This is a genomic window from Pseudomonas sp. D5(2026), from assembly GCF_057766845.1.
Map to the genome: position 1 here is coordinate 1,966,231 of NZ_CM173421.1, position 17,354 is coordinate 1,983,584.

The 17,354-nt window shown below is 64.5% G+C and carries 12 protein-coding genes; 5 read left to right on the forward strand and 7 right to left on the reverse strand.

Features of this window, described 5'->3' with window-relative positions:
- Positions 1-86 precede the first annotated feature (86 nt).
- From glgX to AC3B5Q_RS08970, 7 genes are all read right to left on the reverse strand, one after another.
- Positions 87-2,240 (reverse strand): glycogen debranching protein GlgX, encoded by a 2,154-nt coding sequence (gene glgX, locus AC3B5Q_RS08940; protein ID WP_274148342.1) that lies wholly within the window; start codon positions 2,238-2,240, stop codon positions 87-89.
- Positions 2,241-2,376: 136 nt separating this feature from the next.
- Complete coding sequence (locus AC3B5Q_RS08945; RefSeq protein ID WP_021782121.1) at positions 2,377-2,643, reverse strand: DUF2934 domain-containing protein; 267 nt, start codon at positions 2,641-2,643, stop codon at positions 2,377-2,379.
- A gap of 14 nt (positions 2,644-2,657) precedes the next feature.
- On the reverse strand, positions 2,658-5,432 hold the full coding sequence (locus AC3B5Q_RS08950) for a malto-oligosyltrehalose synthase (protein ID WP_330509153.1): 2,775 nt from the start codon (positions 5,430-5,432) through the stop codon (positions 2,658-2,660).
- Positions 5,429-7,498 carry a 4-alpha-glucanotransferase gene (malQ, locus tag AC3B5Q_RS08955; protein ID WP_392520789.1) on the reverse strand — a complete coding sequence of 690 codons (2,070 nt, stop codon included), beginning with the start codon at positions 7,496-7,498 and terminating at the stop codon, positions 5,429-5,431. Before malQ ends, AC3B5Q_RS08950 begins: the two co-directional genes overlap by 4 nt.
- Positions 7,495-9,237 (reverse strand): malto-oligosyltrehalose trehalohydrolase, encoded by a 1,743-nt coding sequence (gene treZ / locus AC3B5Q_RS08960; RefSeq protein ID WP_028697676.1) that lies wholly within the window; start codon positions 9,235-9,237, stop codon positions 7,495-7,497. Before treZ ends, malQ begins: the two co-directional genes overlap by 4 nt.
- A 14-nt stretch (positions 9,238-9,251) precedes the next feature.
- Entirely contained in the window at positions 9,252-10,811 is a 1,560-nt protein-coding gene (gene glgA / locus AC3B5Q_RS08965) for a glycogen synthase GlgA (protein WP_021782125.1), read from the reverse strand.
- A gap of 649 nt (positions 10,812-11,460) precedes the next feature.
- A complete protein-coding gene (locus tag AC3B5Q_RS08970; protein WP_014755950.1) occupies positions 11,461-11,628 on the reverse strand; it encodes a DUF6026 family protein in 168 nt (55 codons plus the stop codon).
- 203 nt (positions 11,629-11,831) lie between these two features.
- Here AC3B5Q_RS08970 and gnd point away from each other — a divergent pair, with 203 nt between their 5' ends.
- The 5 genes from gnd (at position 11,832) to AC3B5Q_RS08995 (ending at position 17,223) form a co-directional block, all read left to right on the forward strand.
- Entirely contained in the window at positions 11,832-12,815 is a 984-nt protein-coding gene (gene gnd, locus AC3B5Q_RS08975; RefSeq protein ID WP_021782127.1) for a phosphogluconate dehydrogenase (NAD(+)-dependent, decarboxylating), read from the forward strand.
- Positions 12,812-14,317, forward strand: coding sequence for a glucose-6-phosphate dehydrogenase (gene zwf, locus AC3B5Q_RS08980; protein ID WP_488392988.1), 1,506 nt, complete (start codon positions 12,812-12,814; stop codon positions 14,315-14,317). Before gnd ends, zwf begins: the two co-directional genes overlap by 4 nt.
- Positions 14,318-14,382: 65 nt before the next feature.
- The gene (locus AC3B5Q_RS08985) at positions 14,383-16,179 is read left to right on the forward strand and encodes a glycoside hydrolase family 15 protein (protein ID WP_053870469.1); all 1,797 of its coding nucleotides are present in this window, start codon (positions 14,383-14,385) and stop codon (positions 16,177-16,179) included.
- Positions 16,180-16,246: 67 nt separating this feature from the next.
- Entirely contained in the window at positions 16,247-16,603 is a 357-nt protein-coding gene (locus AC3B5Q_RS08990) for a VOC family protein (protein WP_021782130.1), read from the forward strand.
- Positions 16,603-17,223, forward strand: a complete 621-nt coding sequence (locus AC3B5Q_RS08995; protein WP_028697673.1) for a TetR/AcrR family transcriptional regulator — start codon at positions 16,603-16,605, stop codon at positions 17,221-17,223. Before AC3B5Q_RS08990 ends, AC3B5Q_RS08995 begins: the two co-directional genes overlap by 1 nt.
- The last annotated feature ends 131 nt before the right edge of the window (positions 17,224-17,354 follow it).

Below are 17,354 nucleotides of genomic sequence, written 5' to 3' on the forward strand. Positions count from 1 at the left end.
CGCTAAAACCTGTGGGAGCGGGCATGCACGCTCCCACAGGTATGCCGTGGCAATTACAACGTATGACCGGCGTTGCCTGTCACTGTTCACTCCTCGTCGTACTGCAATACCATCAGTAGCATCGACCGCCCCTTGACCTCGAATGTACTGTCAAACTGCAAATGCTGCCCCTTGCGCAACTCCGGCCGGTCGGTATCGATCAGGCAGCTCCAGTAATCGCCTTCAGGCACGGCCGGCAGCTTGAATGGCACGATGTCATGGTGGGCATTGACGATCAGCAGCACGGTGGCCTCGGCACCTGGCCGGGCGATACCACTGACCTGCGCTCGGCCATCTATCAGCATGCCCAGGCAGCGCCCGTGCGGGTCTTCCCATTGTTCAACGCTCATCTCGCTGCCATCGGGTGCCAGCCAGGTCACGTCCTTGACCCCAATTGCCTCATTGTAGTCCCCCACCAGAAAGCGTGAGCGGCGCAGCACCGGGTAGGCCAGGCGCAGACGCGTCAGACGCTTGACGAAGGCCAGCAGCTCTTCGCCTTCCTGGTCCAGGTCCCAGTTCACCCAACCGATCTCGCTGTCCTGGCAGTAGGCGTTGTTGTTGCCGTGCTGGGTGCGGCTGAACTCGTCGCCGGCAACGATCATTGGCGTGCCCTGGGCCAGCAGCAGGGTGGCGAAGTAGTTGCGCATCTGGCGCATGCGCAGGGCATTGATCGCCGGGTCGTCGGTCGGCCCTTCGACGCCGCAGTTCCACGACAGGTTGTTGTCGGTGCCGTCCTGGTTGTTTTCGTCGTTGTCTTCGTTGTGCTTGTGGTTGTAGGACACCAGGTCGCGCAGGGTGAAACCATCGTGGGCGGTGATGAAGTTGACCGAGGAATAGGGCCGGCGCCCGCGGTTGTTGAACATGTCGCCCGAGGCGGTCAAGCGCGCGGCGAAATCGGCCAACTGGCCTTCGTCGCCTTTCCAGAAGGCGCGTGCGGTATCGCGGAAGCGGTCGTTCCATTCCGCCCAGCCCGGGGCGAAGTTGCCCACCTGGTAGCCGCCGGGGCCGCAGTCCCACGGTTCGGCAATCAGCTTGACCTGGCTCAGCATCGGGTCCTGACGGCAGGCGACGAGGAAGCCATGACGCTCGCTGTAGCCATCGTGGTAACGGCCAAGGATGGTCGCCAGGTCGAAGCGAAAACCATCCACGTGCATTTCGCCGGCCCAGTAGCGAAGCGAATCGGTGACCAACTGCAGCACGCAGGGGTGGCTCAGGTCCAGGGTGTTGCCGGTGCCCGAGTCGTTGATGTAGTAGCGCTTGTCGTCCGGCATCAGGCGGTAGTACGAGGCATTGTCGATACCGCGCATCGACAGGGTCGGGCCGCGCTCGTTGCCTTCTGCGGTGTGGTTGTAGACCACGTCCAGGATCACCTCCAGCCCGGCGTCGTGCAGGTGCGCGACCATCTCCTTGAACTCGGCGATCTTGCCGCTGGCGAGGTAGCGCGGGTGCGGGGCGAAAAAGGCGATGCTGTTGTAGCCCCAGTAGTTGTTCAGGCCCTTGTCCAGCAGGTGCTGGTCGTTGACAAAGGCGTGGATCGGCAGCAGCTCGATGCTCGACACGCCAAGGTCCTTGATGTGCTTGAGCAGCTCGTCGTTGGCCAGGCCGGCGAAGGTGCCACGCAGTTCTTCAGGCACACCCGGGTGGCGCATGCTGATGCCGCGGGCATGCGCTTCATAGATGATCGTGCGCTCCCACGGGATCTGCACACGCTGGTCGCGGCCCCAGGTGAACGCAGGGTCGATGACCTTGCATTTGGGTACGAAAGGCGCGCTGTCGCGCTCGTCGAATGACAGGTCACCGTCGGGATGGCCGATGGTGTAGCCGAACAGGGCCTCGGACCATTTCAGGCTGCCGACCAGTTGCTTGGCATACGGGTCGATCAGCAGTTTGTTGGGGTTGAAGCGGTGGCCGTTTTCCGGCTCGTAGGGGCCGTACACCCGGTAGCCATAGACCAGGCCGGGGTGAGCGTCGGGGAGGTAGCCGTGGTAGATCTCATCGGTGTATTCGGGCAGCTCTATGCGCTCGATTTCCTGCTCGCCAGTGGAGTCGAACAGGCACAGCTCGACCTTGGTGGCGTTGGCCGAGAACAGGGCGAAGTTGACCCCTAGGCCATCCCAGGTGGCGCCGAGGGGGAAGGGTAGGCCTTCGCGGATGCGTGATGGTGCGACCGAGCGGGTTTTCTTCGGGGTGCGGGGGCTCATGACGATCCTCAAGTGGCCGTGACGGAAGGGAAGTTGTGCTGTCCTGCATTGGCCTCTTCGCGGGTAAACCCGCTCCTACATGCGCCTGTGATGAACCTGTAGGAGCGGGCTTGCCCGCAAAGAGGCCGGGACAGGCTCAACCGGCAGTAGGCTTTTTCGCCGCCCGGGGCTTTTTCGCCGCAGCAGGTTTGAGCCCCGGCAGGGCCGCCGCCTTGGGTTCTGCAGGCGCCTTCGGCTTGGCCGCTGCTTTCTTGCGCGGGGCTGCCTTGGGCGCCAGCGCTTCGGCCTCGGCCAGCTTGCGGGCCATTTCCCAGTGGCGTTCTTCCTCTCCTACAGGCTTACCTTCGGATTCCCAGATCTGGTAGGCAAATTCGCGAATACGCTTTTCATCGACACTCATCATGACGCTCCTGATGCTCAAGATTGTTGTATCAACACGTTGACCGGAAACTCCGCCAGCACGGCGCTCAACAGCAACTCCTTTGAAGAGCTGACCGCCGCACAGGAGAAAAGTCCCGTCGAGTTGGCAGGTGACAAGGCAAACGGCAGTACCAGCCGGGTGTCGTCCCAGTTCTTTGCCGGGATCAACGGTGTAGTGGCACCTCCGAGCAGGCTGCTGGCCAGGCGCGGAGCGACGACGATGGCGTGCTCGCCTTCCCCCAGGCGAGCAAAGGCTATGACCCTGTCAGCGTGCCGGCCCTGTACGGTCAGTGGCAGGTAGGCACCACGGCGGAACAGCTCGGCGTGGGCCTGGCGGCAGTCCAGCACCCGCGCGATCAAGGCCTGTTTGACGCGGCCGTCGCGCCAGTGGGCCAACAGCTCGGCGACCGGCGTGGCGTCGTCCAGCGTGCGACGCCTCGAAGCGTAGTCCACGGCGCGGCGGTTGTCCGGGTCGACCAGGCTGAAGTCCCAGTATTCGTTACCCTGGTACAGGTCGGGCACACCGGGTGTGGTCATGCGCAACAGGGCCTGGACCAAGCCATTGAGAGCGCCGGGGCAGGCCAGCAGCTGCGCCGCGTCGGCCAGCGACTTGCGCAGTTGCTGGTTCTCGCTGTCCAGCAGCAGGCCGTCGAGGTAATGAGCACAGGCGCCTTCGTAGGCCTCGTTCGGTGCGCTCCAGCTACTGCGCAGCTTGCCCTCGCGCAGGGCCTTCTGCTGCCACTGGCGAACACGCTCGGCGTATTGGCGCAGGGCATTGTCGTCGTTCAGGTCGAGGTCCAAGGGCCAACTGCCGAGCAGGGTTTGTAGCAGCATCAACTCGTCGCCGGGGCTGGGTGCCAGCCCGTCGTCCAACTGCGCGCGCAGGGGGGCGGCCAGCTCACGCCAGTGCTCCACCCGGCTGGCCAGCCACGTGCCGCGCTCGCTGAGTACGGCCAGGCGTGCACGCGTGTCTTCGCCGCGCTTGTGGTCGTGGGTGGCGGTGGTCAGCAGGTTGTCGGGGAAATCGCGCAGGCGCCGCTGGGCCTCGTTGTGGAAATGCATGGGTGGGGCGCTGAAGCGCTCGGCGTCGAAACCCACGTCGTTGCGCGACAGCAGCCGCGCGCTGCGGTAGAAGGCGGTGTCTTCCACGGCTTTGGCGGCGCTGGGCGCAGTCAGTTGCTGGAAGCGCACGCAGGCGTGGCGCAGTTGCTTGCGGGCGCGCCCGGGTGGCAGGTGCCGCCAGGCTTGCCCGCCCAACCACCGTTCAAGTTGGTCCAGTAGCGGCCAGTCGGCTTCGGCAAGGTCTTGCCGGGCGTTGGTCAGGGCCTGCTGGAAGAACGTTTCGTCCTGCGCCGGGCGCCCGCAGGCATTGAAGTAGGTTCGGTAAACCGGGTAATGCGCCACCAACGCCTGCAAGGCCCGGCGAATCGCGCCCAGGGTCAGGTCACGGGTCATCAGGTCATTGCGCGCCACCTGCAACAGTGCCTGGGCCACCGACTCGCAGTCACCGGCCAGGCTGGCGTTGAGCACCAGGTGACGGGCCTGGCGCACTTCTTCGGTGAACGCCGGGCGCTCGCTGACGTTGCTCCACAGTTCGCTCAGCGGCGCTTCGCCGGCCGGATCATGTTGCAGCAGCGACACCTGGTTCATGAACTCGTAGCCGGTGGTGCCGTCGGTAAGCCAGTCGCGGTGCAGGTGCTCGTCGGCACCCAGGATCTTTTCCACGTACAGGGGGAAGTGCTCCAGCCCTGCATTCAGCGGCCGCCGCGCCAGCAGGCCATCAACCCGCCGGCGCAGTTTGCGGCAGTAGCCACGCGGGTCGGCAAGGCCGTCGATATGGTCGATGCGCAGGCCGTCCACCAGGCCACGTTCGATCAGTTCGAACAGCTTGGCATGGGTGGCTTCGAACACCACGGCGCGCTCCACGCGCAGGCCGCCCAGCTCGTTGATGTCGAAGAAGCGCCGCCAGTTGATGTCGTCGGCGGCGGTGCGCCAGCTGGCCAGGCGGTAGGTCTGGCGCTCCAGCAGCAGGTGCAGGCGCTTGAAACCGGCCTCGCTGCGGCTGTCGAAGGCCACCAGGGCCGATTCGAGGTCGGCACCTTCGCGCACCAGGCGTGCCAGTTCGGCTTGGAGCGGCAGGCTATCGGCCAGCGGGTTGGCCGAGTCGCCCAATGCCGTGAAGCGCTCGGCCAGCACCTTGAGCGCAGGCTCTGGGCTGAGCGCGAGAATCCAGCCGTAATCGACCGGGCAGATCGGGAAACGATGCGCGTAATGGGCCACCTGCAGCAGCCCCTGCTGTTTGTCGAACTGCAGCGGTATCTCACCCTTCTTGAGCGCCACGCCGTAGTCGCTGCCGAGGAACGGCAACAGCAGTTGCCCGGCCAGCAGTGGGTCGCTGGAGTGCCACTGGATGTCGAAGAACGCTGCATACGGGCTGCGCCGTCCCCAGGCCAGCAGGCTTTGCCACCAAGGGTTGTCGGCACCGCCCACGGCCATGTGGTTGGACACCGTGTCGAGGATCAGCCCCATGCCATGCTGGCGCAGGGCGGCAACCAGGCGCTCCAGCGCGGCCTCGCCGCCCAGCTCCGGGTTGACGCAGGTAGGATCGACCACGTCGTAGCCATGGCGCGAGCCAGCGCGGGCCTTGAGGATGGGCGAGGCATACAGGTGGCTGATGCCCAGCTGGGCGAAATACGGCACCAGCGGTACAGCGTGATCGAGGGTGAAGTCGCTGTGGAATTGCAGGCGCAGGGTCGCGGTCAGTGGCTTCATCGGTCACGCTCCCACGCCTGTTCGCGGGCCTGGGCCAGCAGCTCCAGGCGCCGTGCGGCGTCCTCATCGTCGAGCAGTTCGCGAACCGGACGGGCAAACCGCCGCCGCCAGTTGGGATGGCCGTTGGTGGTGCCCGGCAAATTGGGTTGCTCGTCGCAGCCCAGCAGGTCTTCCAACGGCACCAGCACCAGCGGCGCACGGGTATGGCCAACGAAGCGGATGGCCGCATCGATCAGCGCGTCATTGTCCTTCAGTTCGCCGTAGTTGGCTTCCAGGATGCGGTGCAGGCCGTCGCGTTCTTTCTGACGCTCGTGTCGCCAGTGCAACTCGGTAGCGGCGTCGATCAGTTGCAAGCGGTGTCTCCAGTCGATGTCGCGGTTTGCCAGCCAGCCGGCCAGTGGCGCCAGATCGTGGGTGCCGGTTGTGGCCAGGGCATTGTCCGGCCAGTCGAGAATCGGCTTGAACTGGCCCGGCTGGGTTTGCTCGAACGGCAGCACGCGCATGCCCAGCACGGCCTTTTCGGCCAGCTTTTCGCGCAGGCTGTCGGGCACGGTGCCCAGGTCTTCGCCAAGGATGATCGCCTGGTGACGCACCGACTCCAGCGCCAGCAGGCGCAGCAGGTCGTCTAGCGGGTAGTCGAGGTAGGCGCCTTCGCTGGGTTTGGCCCCTTGCGGGATCAGCCATAGCCGGCGCAGGCCCATCACATGGTCGATGCGCAGGCCGCCAGCGTGGGCGAGGTTGGCCCGCAGCATCTCGATGAAGGCGCGATAGCCATTGCGCTTGAGGCCCTCGGGCGAGAAGGCGCAAATGCCCCAATCCTGCCCTACGTGGTTGAGGATGTCGGGCGGCGCACCCACGCTCAGGCCGGCCAGCAGTTCGTCCTGGCGGCTCCAGGCCTGGCTGCCGGCACCGTCAGCGCCCACCGCCAGGTCGGCGATCAGGCCTACGGCCATGCCATTGCTGCGGGCCGCTTCCTGGACACGTTGCAGGCCACGCTCGGTCAGCCACTGGCAGAATGCATGGAACTCGACCTTGGCCGGGTAGGCGTTGGCCAAAGCCTCCACTTCCGGGTGGTAGGGGTCATGCCAGGCTTTGGGCCAGTTGCGCCAGTCGGCACCGAGGCCATGCTCCACCGCCTGGGCCTGCAGCACCTCGAAGCGGCAGTGGTGCTCCAGGGTCTGGCCGCCGGCTTCGCGGAAGCTGTCAAAATCAGTGCGTAGTGGGTGGTCGCCTTGGCTGAAGCCTTGATAAAGCGCTTCAAGCAAACGCAGCCGGGCGCTGGCGGCGCGTGGCCAGTCGACCAGAGGGCGTTGCTCCAGCTCTTCGAGTTGTTGCTCCAGCCCGCACGCTTCGATGGCCAAGCGCACCTCCCGTTCACCCAGCAGGGCCGCAGGGCTGGTGTACAGGGTGTTGAGCAGCAGGCGACTGGAAGGTGAGTAGGGGCTGTAGTGTTCCTGGTCGATGGCCGACAGGGCGTGAATCGGGCTGATAGCCAAGGCATCGGCGCCGCGCTCGGCGGCCGAACGGGCTAACTGCTCCAGCGCCAGGCAGTCGCCGAAGCCACCGTCGCCGGGGCGGCGCAGGCTGTACAGCTGCACTGCCAGGCCCCAGCAGCGTGGTGGCGGCTGTTGCACCTTGTCTTCCAGGCTGTGGCAGCGTGTTGGCGCCACCGCTACGGTGAAGCGGCGGCTGTCGATTTCCACCTGGTGATAGCCGATGGGCAGCTCGCCGGGCAGGCGCGCCTGGTCATCGAGGCTGAGGGTGACCGAGGTGTGATCTTCCAGGGTGCAGTGGGCCACGCTGGCGGCACTGAAGTAGCGCGACAGCGCTAGCGGCTGGCCTAGGTCGGCGGTCAGCAAGGGCGGCAGGTGTTCGCTGTCTTCGGCGGTTTCCACCGCACGCAGGCTGTCGGCAACGGCCGCGTCGTCGCCGGCCGGGTGGCCAAGGCCTTCTAGGATGTTGCGCAGCACTTCGTCGCTGACACGCTGGGGCCTGGCATTGGCGTCAATCCAGTCGCGGCTCAGCCCGACGCTGGTTGCCAGACGGTGCAGGGCGGTTTCGCTCATGGGCGCTCCTGGGCAGGGGGAAGCAGGCTGACCACGCAGCTGTACGCAGCCAGGTGGGTATCCGGGTGGCGGGTGTCGCTGCTGTCGAACAGCCGTGTGGATGGCGCGGGCAGTTCGATGGCCTGCGGGGTGTCGGCCAGGTTCAGGTCGATGCGCAGCGTGTTGCCATTGCCCAGCCGCCAGCGCGCGGTCAGCGCTTTGTCAGCGTGCACCTCGGCGCCGAGGGCACGGCTGCCGGGCAAGTGCGGGATGACATGGCGGCGGCGCAGGTCGAGCAGTTGCTGGTAAAGGCCATGCCAGCCGGCGATCACCGCCTTGTTCTGCGGACGTGAAGAGGCGAACGTCTGTTCGGCGTTGGGGTCGGGAATGTGCTCACGCTGCTTGGGGTCGGCGAACGCGGTGAAGTGGGCGAATTCGCCACGACGGCCTTCGCGTACCGCGTCGGCCAGCGCGTCATGGAAGTCGGTAAAAAACAGGAACGGCTGGCAACTGCCGGCTTCGTCGCCCATGAACAGCAGCGGGATCATGGGTGCCAGCAGCAACAGGCCGGTGGCTGCCCGCAAGGCTGGCGCGGGGCACAGGCGGGTCAGGCGCTCACCCAGGGCGCGGTTGCCGATCTGGTCGTGGTTCTGCAGGAACAACACGAAGGCGCTGGGCGGCAAATGCCCGCTGGGTTCGCCGCGTGGTTTGCCATGCCGGTTGGCCTGGCCCTGGAACACGAAACCTTCGCCAAGGCACCGTGCCAGCTGGTCGATGGGGCGATGCTGGTAGTCGGCATAGTAACCTTCGGTTTCACCGGTCAGCAGCACGTGCAGGGCATTGTGGCCGTCGTCGTTCCACTGGGCGTCGTAACCCTGTTCCAGCAGGCCCGCCTGGTTGTGCTCGTTCTCCAGCACCAGCCACACGTGCCGGCCTGGTTCTATGGCGGCGCGCACCCGTTGGGCCAGCTCGATCAAAAAATCGGGCTGGTCGATGGCATGCACGGCATCCAGGCGCAGGCCGTCGCAGCGGTAGTCGCACAGCCACATCAGTGCATTCTGGATAAAGTACTCGCGCACCTGCGGGCGGCGAAAGTCGATGGCCGCGCCCCAGGGGGTCTGCCGGTCTTCACGGAAGAACGGGCTGGCGTACTGGTGCAGGTAATTGCCGTCGGGCCCGAAGTGGTTGTACACCACATCGACCAGCACCATCAGCCCGTGGCCGTGGGCCTGGTCGACCAGTGCGCACAGTTGCTCGGGGCTGCCGTAGGTGTTCTGTGGGGCGTATGGCAGTACGCCGTCGTAACCCCAGTTGCGTTCGCCAGGGAACTGCCCCAGCGGCATCAATTCGATCGCGCTGATGCCCAGTTCGGCCAGGCGCGGCAATTGCCGGGCAACCCCGGCGTAACCCCCGAGCAGGCCAACATGCACCTCCTGGATCACGGCCTCATGCCAAGGTCGGCCTTGCCACGGGTGTTGCCAGGCGTATCCGGCCACATCCACGACCTGGCTCGGCCCGTGTACGCCGTCGGGTTGGTAGCGCGAGGCCGGGTCGGCCACCTGCAGCTCACCGTCGATACGGTAGTGGTAACGGTCACCGGCCTGGCATGGCGCCACGCCGCTGTACCAGCCCTCATCATCCGGCAGCAGTTCGATGGCCGGCTGCCGCTCCAGTTCCACGCTCACGCTGCGCGCATCCGGCGCCCAGAGGGCGAAGCGCGCCGACGTGGCGTCCAGCAAGTGTGCGCCATGTCTGTGCATCTTCTGACCCCCGCTCAGTAGTGGCTCAGCTGTGCCTGCTTGACCAGGTCCTCGTACAGGCGGGCGTAGGGTTCAACCGCCTGGCACCAGTTGAACGGCTGGGTCATCGACAGGCAGCGCATGGCGTTCAGCAGGTCCTTCTTACCATATACATAAAAGGCGCGGCTGAGTGCCTGGCGATAGCTCTCAACGGTAGACTCGTTGAACAGGAAGCCTGTCACGCCGCACTCGATGGTGTCGGCCAGGCCGCCGGTATTGCGTGCCACCGGCAGCGAGCCGAAGCGTTGCGCGTACATCTGGCTGAGGCCGCACGGCTCGTAGCGCGACGGCATCAGCAGGAAATCGCTGCCGGCGAACATGCGCCGGGCGTCGGTTTCATTGAAGCCGATACGCACACCGATGCGGCCCGGGTGACGCAGCGCCAGCTCGCGCATGGCCTGTTCCTCTTCCGGTTCGCCGCGGCCGATGATCGCAATCTGCCCGCCCTGCTCGACGATGTAGTCGGCCACGCCCAGGGTCAGGTCCAGGCCCTTTTGATAGACCAGCCGCGACACCACGGCGAATAACGGGCCTTCGGAATCTTCCAGGCCGAACAGCTCACGTACCTCCTGGGTGTTACGCGCTTTGCCCTCCCAGTCGTTGATGCTGAAGTTGTGCTGCAGGTGCTTGTCGGTGGCTGAGTCCCAGCTTTCGTCGATGCCGTTGGGGATGCCACCGAGCAGGCCTTGCTGGGCCTTGCTGGCGAGGAAGCCGTCCAGGCCGCAACCGAATTCCGGGGTGGTGATTTCCCGGGCATAGGTGGCGCTGACTGTGGTGATGTGGCTGGAGTAGGCCAGCCCGGCCTTGAGGAACGACAGCTTGCCGTAGAACTCCATGCCTTCCTGCTGCATGGCATGTTCGGGTATCGCCAGCTCCGGGCTGCAGCCGCGGCTGTACACACCTTGGTACGCCAGGTTGTGGATGGTGAACAACGTGGGCGTATTCAGGCCGCGCCAGTGCATGTAGGCCGGGGCCAGGCCGGCGGGCCAGTCATGCGCGTGCACCACTTCCGGCGTCCAGTGGATCTTGCCTTCGCCAGCAGCGATTTCGGCAGCAGCCAGGCCCAGGCGGGCAAAGCGGATGTGGTTGTCGGGCCAGTCGCGGCCATTGTTGGCACCATAGGGTGTTCCGTCGCGCTGGTACAGTTCGGGGCAGATCAATACATAGATGACCAGGCCGTCGGCCATGTCCATGCGCCCGATCTTGCATGGCGGCAGGGCCGCATGGCCGCCCAGCTCACCCACGATATGTATCGGGTTGTCGCTTTCCATTACCTGGCGGTAGCCGGGGATAAGTACCCGCACATCGTGCAGGTGCGCCAGGGCACGGGGCAGGGCAGCGGACACGTCACCCAGGCCGCCGGTTTTCACCAGGTCGGCGATTTCCGAAGTCACGAACAGAATCTTGCGCATGTTCGGGTTGTACTGGCGCTGGGCGCCGGGTGCCTTGCCTGTCGTTGCGAAGTCCGGGGTGAGCGGCTCGCGGTTATCCGGTTTGAAAGCGTCTACGTGAGGCTCGACAGCGGCACTGATCATACTTCTCTCCGTCCCTATGCTTGGTCGGGTGCTGGCACCCATGGCGATGTTTCGTGCTGGTTCTCTCTAGTTTGAATCTGCTTAGTGCGTTCCATGCCCCAGGGTCGTGCGCGCAGGCACTACGCGATCAGCATTCCGGCCGAAGGCGCTTGGACTGGTTGGGGTGTGTGGGCCGAGGATCGGGAATAGCCCGATGCGTCTGGCCTACTTATGTTGATGACCTGCCGGGTTTCCTGAAAGTTCGACTTTTTTGGGGTCACTCTTCCATTGAGCAAATGGCGGGCCGAAAACTGAGTGTAGGAGAGAAAGTGCTAAAAAGGTGACCCACTGGTCACTATTGTTATGTGCGCAATAGACGCAAACGTTGGCGTTTGTGACGGGTTGCGAAAAGGGGTGGGCGAGTGTGGGGCAGAGGGATTTCGAGCTGCGCCAAATTGTGGCTCGTTACGCGCAATGCACCTTTTGGGTGCGCAGGCGTAAGCGTGGCTTTAGGTTGCGAAGAGGTGGGTATGGGCGGAGGATTCTGCTTTCAGTGCTGGCCCTTTTTGGGCACAAGGCCGCTTCGGTTGCCCGATAGGGTTCAAAGACGGTGACTGGCTTCAGGATCGGGTGGGAGCTATGCAGCTCCCACAGGCGGCATGGGAATCGATCAGAGGCTGACAGCTTTATCGTCAGTGCGCTGTTGCGCCAACAGCAGGTTCAGTTGGGCAACCTGCTGACGCAGCTGGTCACGTTCGTCCTTCAGTTTACGCAGCTCATCACGGCGCACGGAGACATAGAGGGTCTGGGGTGGGGTTGCTGGCATCAATGTACCCATGAGCACACCTCGCGGTTTTGGCTGGTGACAAGTCAAAGCGTAGACGCTTCACGCGGGGCGCATTCTGAATTCTTTCACCGGGCTTGGGAACTTTTTTGTTTATCGTGGTCTTGCCGTTCGTCGCTGAACCCTCGGGCGGCATGCTGGACTAATCTGAAAAGCTGGACCGTGTCGTCATCCATTTCGAAAGGGAGCATTGGCTCATGCAACTGGGAATCATCGGGCTGGGCCGTATGGGCGGCAATATCGCAAGGCGCCTGATGCGCGCCGGCCACCGCACCGTAGTGCACGACCGCAACCGTGAAGCCATCACCGGCCTGGAGGGCGAAGGCGCCCAGGGCGCGCACGACCTCGGTGCACTGGTGCAAAAGCTGAAAGCGCCGCGCGCGGTATGGGTGATGCTGCCGGCTGGCGACCCCACCGAGCAGACCATCGCCCAGCTGGCCGAATTGCTGGAGCCGGGCGATGCGATCATCGACGGCGGCAACACCTTCTACAAGGACGACATGCGCCGCGCTGCAGAGCTGGCCAAGCGCGGCCTGCATTATCTGGACGTTGGGACTTCCGGCGGCGTGTGGGGCCTTGACCGCGGCTACTGCATGATGATCGGTGGCGAAAAGGACGTTTTCGAGCGCCTGGAACCGCTGTTCAAGGCGCTGGCGCCGGGCGTGGGCGACATCCCGCGTACCCATGGCCGCAACGGCGAGCACCAGCGTGCCGAGCACGGCTACATCCACGCCGGCCCACCCGGCGCCGGGCACTACGTGAAAATGGTGCATAACGGCATCGAGTACGGCCTGATGCAGGCCTATGCCGAAGGCTTCGACCTGCTGCGCAGCAAAGGCGGCAACGAGCTGCCGGAAGACCAGCGCTTCGACCTGAACGTGGCCGAAATTGCCGAAGTGTGGCGACGCGGCAGCGTGGTGACCTCGTGGCTGCTCGACCTCACCGCCGATGCGCTGGTGGCTGACCCGCAGCTGTCGCAATTCAGTGGCTCGGTGTCCGACAGTGGCGAAGGCCGTTGGACCATCGACGCCGCCGTCGAGCAGGCGGTGCCGGTGCCAGTGTTGTCCAGCGCCCTGTTCGCGCGCTTCCGTTCGCGCCAGCAACAGGGCACCTATGGTGACAAGATCCTCTCGGCCATGCGCCTGGGCTTCGGTGGCCACATCGAGAAGAAAGGCGAATGACTAAACAGACCATTGCGGCCGCCCCCCCTTGTACCCTGTTCCTGTTCGGCGCCAATGGCGACCTGGTCAAGCGCCTGCTGATGCCAGCGCTGTACAACCTCAGCCGCGACGGTTTACTGGACCGTAACCTGCGCATCGTCGGCGTCGACCATAACCCGGCCAGCGCCGAAACGTTCGCCGCGCGCCTGCACGCGTTCATGGTCGAGCGTGACAAAGGCGGCGAGGGCAGCGCCAAGTGCCTGGACGAGAAGCTATGGGCCCGTCTGGCCAAGCGCCTGGATTACCAGACGGGCGACTTTCTCGATCCGGCAACCTACCAGGCCCTGGCCAGGCGCATCGACAAGACCAGTCACGGCAATGCTATTTTCTACCTGGCCACGTCGCCGCGCTTTTTTCCCGAGGTGGCGCAGCGCCTGGGGCAGGAAGGCCTGTTGGACGAGTCGGCCGGCGGCTTTCGTCGGGTGGTGGTTGAAAAACCGTTCGGCACCGACCTGGCTAGCGCCGAGGCACTCAACGCCTGCCTGCTGAAGGTGATGGGCGAGCGGCAGATCTATCGCATCGACCATTACCTGGGCAAGGAAACGGTGCAGAACATTCTGGTCAGCCGCTTTTCCAACGGCCTGTTCGAATCGTTCTGGAACAATCACTACATCGATCACGTGCAGATCACCGCAGCGGAAACTGTCGGTGTCGAGACTCGGGGTGCGTTCTATGACAGCACCGGCGCTCTGCGCGACATGGTGCCCAACCACCTGTTCCAGTTGCTGGCGATGGTGGCCATGGAGCCGCCGGCCGCGTTCGGCGCCGATGCGGTGCGCGGTGAAAAGGCCAAGGTGGTCGGCGCTATCCGCCCATGGTCGGCAAAAATGGCCCTGAAAAACTCCGTGCGAGGCCAGTACAGCGCCGGCAAGCAGGGGCGCAAGTCGTTGCCAGGCTACCGCCAGGAGCCCAACGTCGCGCCGGACAGCCAGACCGAGACTTACGTGGCGCTGAAGGTGATGATCGACAACTGGCGCTGGGCCGGCGTGCCGTTCTACCTGCGCACCGGCAAGCGCATGAGCGTGCGTGACACCGAGATTGCCATCTGCTTCAAGCCCGCACCGTATGCGCAGTTTCGCGAGTCGGAGCTGGAACGGCCCAAACCCAACTACCTCAAAATCCAGATCCAGCCCAATGAAGGCATGTGGTTCGACCTGCAAGCCAAACGGCCCGGGCCGGAACTGGTGATGGAGAATGTCGAGTTGGGCTTTGCCTACAAGGACTTCTTCAAGATGACCCCGGCCACTGGCTACGAGACGCTGATCTATGACTGCCTGACCGGTGACCAGACCCTGTTCCAGCGGGCAGACAACATCGAGAACGGCTGGCGGGCGGTGCAGCCGTTTCTCGATGCCTGGGCCCAGGGCGGCGAGGTGCATGAGTATTCGGCTGGCGAGGACGGACCTGAGGCCGGCAATGAATTGCTGTCCCGCGACAAGCGGGAGTGGCACCGTTTGGGGTGAGAGGTTTGCAAGCCTGTGCCGGCCCTGTCGCGGGCCAGCACAGGCAACCACACAAAGGAGACCCAATGCCTGCCCACATCGAAGACTATGCCCTGCTGGGCAACTGCCGCAGTGCGGCGCTGGTCAGCCGCGATGGCTCGCTGGACTGGCTGTGCCTGCCACGCTTCGACGCCCCCGCCGTGTTCGCGGCCCTGCTGGGCAACGAAGAAAACGGCCGCTGGCGCCTGGCCCCTTGCGACCCGGTAGTGCACAGCAGCCGCCAATACCTGGGCGACACCCTGGTTTTGGAAACCACCTGGGTGACCGCAAGCGGTCGTGCCCGGGTGCTCGACTTCATGCCCTTGGGCGAGGTCAACTCGGTGGTGCGCATTGTCGAAGGCTTGTCTGGCGAAACCCATTTCGAAATGGACCTGGTCATGCGCTTCGACTACGGCCGCAGCGTGCCCTGGGTGGAACGACTCGACCCACTGACCCTCAGCGCCGTCGCCGGCCCTGATCGGCTGATCCTGTGCAGCACCGTGCCTCCGCAAGCCCGCGACCACCATACCGGCTGCCGCTTTCGCGTCAGCACGGGCCAGCGCCAGGTCTTCAGCCTGCGTCACCAGCCCTCGCACTTGCCGATGCAGCCCGACTGTGAAATCGACGAAGCCCTGGCCAACACCCGCGAGCAATGGCAGGCCTTCGCCGACCGCTGCCCGCAGGTCGGGCCATATTCCGCCCTGGTGCGCCGCTCGCTTCTCACCCTCAAGGCCATGACCTACGCCCCCACCGGCGGTATGGTCGCTGCCGTCACCACTTCGCTGCCCGAGCGTGTGGGTGGCGAGCGCAACTGGGACTACCGCTTCTGTTGGTTGCGCGACGCGACCATGACCCTGCTGGCCTTCATGAACCTTGGCTACTTCGACGAGGCCCAGGCCTGGCGCGAGTGGCTGCTGCGCTCGGTGGCCGGCAACCCCGAGCAGATGCAGATCATGTATGGCCTGGCTGGCGAGCGGGACCTGCAGGAGTTCACCTTGCCGTGGCTGGCCGGTTATGAGCATTCACAGCCGGTGCGGGTGGGCAACGCGGCCTCTGCGCAGACACAGCTGGACATCTATGGCGAACTGGCCGATGCGATGACCCAGGCGATCAAGGGCGGGTTGCCCCGCCACCCGCGCAGCGCCGCCATTTCGCGCTTGATCTTGCCTTATGTCGAGGGTATCTGGCGCGAGCCGGACGAAGGCATCTGGGAAGTGCGTGGCGGCCGGCAGCAGTTCGTGCACTCCAAGGTGATGGCCTGGGTCGCCTTCGACCGCGCCGCAGGGCTGGCCGACACCACGGAAGAAGGCCGCGAGCGCGGGCAGCATTATCGCCAGGTGGCTGACGAGATTCACCGCGACGTGTGCGAGCACGGCCTGGACGCCAGCGGCCGGTTCTTTGTCCAGGCCTATGGTTCGACCGAAATGGACGCCAGCCTGTTGCAGATCGCTCTGACCGGCTTCCTGCCGGCAGATGACCCACGCTTCATGCGTACTCTGGAGCAGATCGAACAGCGCCTGATGAAGAACGGCCTGTTGCTGCGCTATGACAGTGACAGTTGCAGCGACGGCTTGACGCCGGGGGAGGGCACTTTCCTGGTGTGTTCGTTCTGGCTGGCTGACGTTTATGTATTGCTGGGGCGCCAGGCCAAAGCCGAAGCGCTGTACCAACACCTGACCAGCCTGTGCAACGACCTCGGCCTGCTGGCCGAACAGTACGACCCGGCCGGCCGCCGCATGCTCGGCAACTTCCCCCAGGCCTTCAGCCACATAGGCATCATCAACACCGCGCTCAATCTGCACCGCGCACAGTGCCCGGCGCGCGACCGGGCGCGTTGTGGGTAGCGAATGAGTGGGGCGACTGCCTTGACCGGAGTAGACTAGGCCAAACACCCTTCGGCACGGAGCACACATGGGCATTCGCGGTACTGACCGGCAGATCGACAACATCGAGTTCAATGTCAGCGACATTTCACGGAGCAAGGCCTTCTATGGCAGCGTGTTTGGTTGGGCGTTCACCGACTACGGGCCTACCTATACCGAGTTCAGTGATGGCCGGTTGACGGGTGGCTTCACCACGGGTGAGCCGGTGCGTCCGGGTGGGCCCCTGGTTATCTTGTACACCGACGACCTGGCGGCCACGCAGCAGCGGATCGAAGCCGCCGGGGCGAAAATCAGCCGGGCGACCTTTGCCTTTCCCGGCGGGCGGCGCTTTCATTTCATTGACCCGGACGGTTATGAGCTGGCGGTGTGGACGGCCCAAGCCTGATGGCCAATCACAAGATCGAAATCCGCCGACGCAATATCGAAAAAATCCTGCAAGCGGCGGAGAAGGTGTTTGCTGAAAAGGGCTATGGCGCCACCTCCATGGGGGATATCGCCGAGCAGGCTGAGCTGCCACGCTCCAACCTGCATTATTACTTCAGCACCAAGGATGAGCTGTTCCGCGCAGTGCTGCAGGACCTGCTGGATGTGTGGAAGCAGGACGCCCTGTGCTTCGAGAACTTCGACGACCCGCGTGTGGTGCTGACCAGCTACATCCGGGCGAAGATGGGCCATTCGCGCTCGCGGCCGCTGGGCTCGAAAATCTGGGCCGAAGAGATGCTGCATGGGGCGCCGGTGCTGGGGGTTAACCTCGACGAAAGCCTGGTGCCCTGGGCGAAGATGAAAGAAGCCAAGATCCGCTGCTGGGTGGAAGAGGGGCGCATCTTGCCGGTGGAGCCGTCGGCGCTGCTGTACATGATCTGGGCCTCGACCCAGCATTACGCCGACTTCGGTTACCAGGTGCAGTTGCTGAACGGCGGCGAGATGCTGTCGGACATGGCGTTCGAGAGTGCCGTGCAAACGGTGACCAGCGTGATCTTGCGGGGGATCGGGCTGGAGCCGTGAACCGGCGATTGAGGCCGCTGCGCGGCCTTCAAGGGCTTGCCCGCTCCCACAGGTTCTGCGCTGTCCTCAGAAACGGCGCAGTCCTGTGGGAGCGGGCAAGCCCGCGAAGGGCTGCATGGCAGCCCCTATTG

Excerpts from the sequence above, each read along its gene's own strand:
- AC3B5Q_RS08950 (WP_330509153.1), bottom strand. The coding sequence starts at position 5,432 with ATGAAGCCACTGACCGCGACCCTGCGCCTGCAATTCCACAGCGACTTC.
- AC3B5Q_RS08990 (WP_021782130.1), top strand. The coding sequence starts at position 16,247 with ATGGGCATTCGCGGTACTGACCGGCAGATCGACAACATCGAGTTCAAT.
- AC3B5Q_RS08995 (WP_028697673.1), top strand. The coding sequence starts at position 16,603 with ATGGCCAATCACAAGATCGAAATCCGCCGACGCAATATCGAAAAAATC.
- glgX (WP_274148342.1), bottom strand. The coding sequence starts at position 2,240 with ATGAGCCCCCGCACCCCGAAGAAAACCCGCTCGGTCGCACCATCACGC.
- AC3B5Q_RS08985 (WP_053870469.1), top strand. The coding sequence starts at position 14,383 with ATGCCTGCCCACATCGAAGACTATGCCCTGCTGGGCAACTGCCGCAGT.
- glgA (WP_021782125.1), bottom strand. The coding sequence starts at position 10,811 with ATGATCAGTGCCGCTGTCGAGCCTCACGTAGACGCTTTCAAACCGGAT.
- gnd (WP_021782127.1), top strand. The coding sequence starts at position 11,832 with ATGCAACTGGGAATCATCGGGCTGGGCCGTATGGGCGGCAATATCGCA.
- zwf (WP_488392988.1), top strand. The coding sequence starts at position 12,812 with ATGACTAAACAGACCATTGCGGCCGCCCCCCCTTGTACCCTGTTCCTG.
- treZ (WP_028697676.1), bottom strand. The coding sequence starts at position 9,237 with ATGCACAGACATGGCGCACACTTGCTGGACGCCACGTCGGCGCGCTTC.
- AC3B5Q_RS08945 (WP_021782121.1), bottom strand. The coding sequence starts at position 2,643 with ATGATGAGTGTCGATGAAAAGCGTATTCGCGAATTTGCCTACCAGATC.
- AC3B5Q_RS08970 (WP_014755950.1), bottom strand. The coding sequence starts at position 11,628 with ATGGGTACATTGATGCCAGCAACCCCACCCCAGACCCTCTATGTCTCC.
- malQ (WP_392520789.1), bottom strand. The coding sequence starts at position 7,498 with ATGAGCGAAACCGCCCTGCACCGTCTGGCAACCAGCGTCGGGCTGAGC.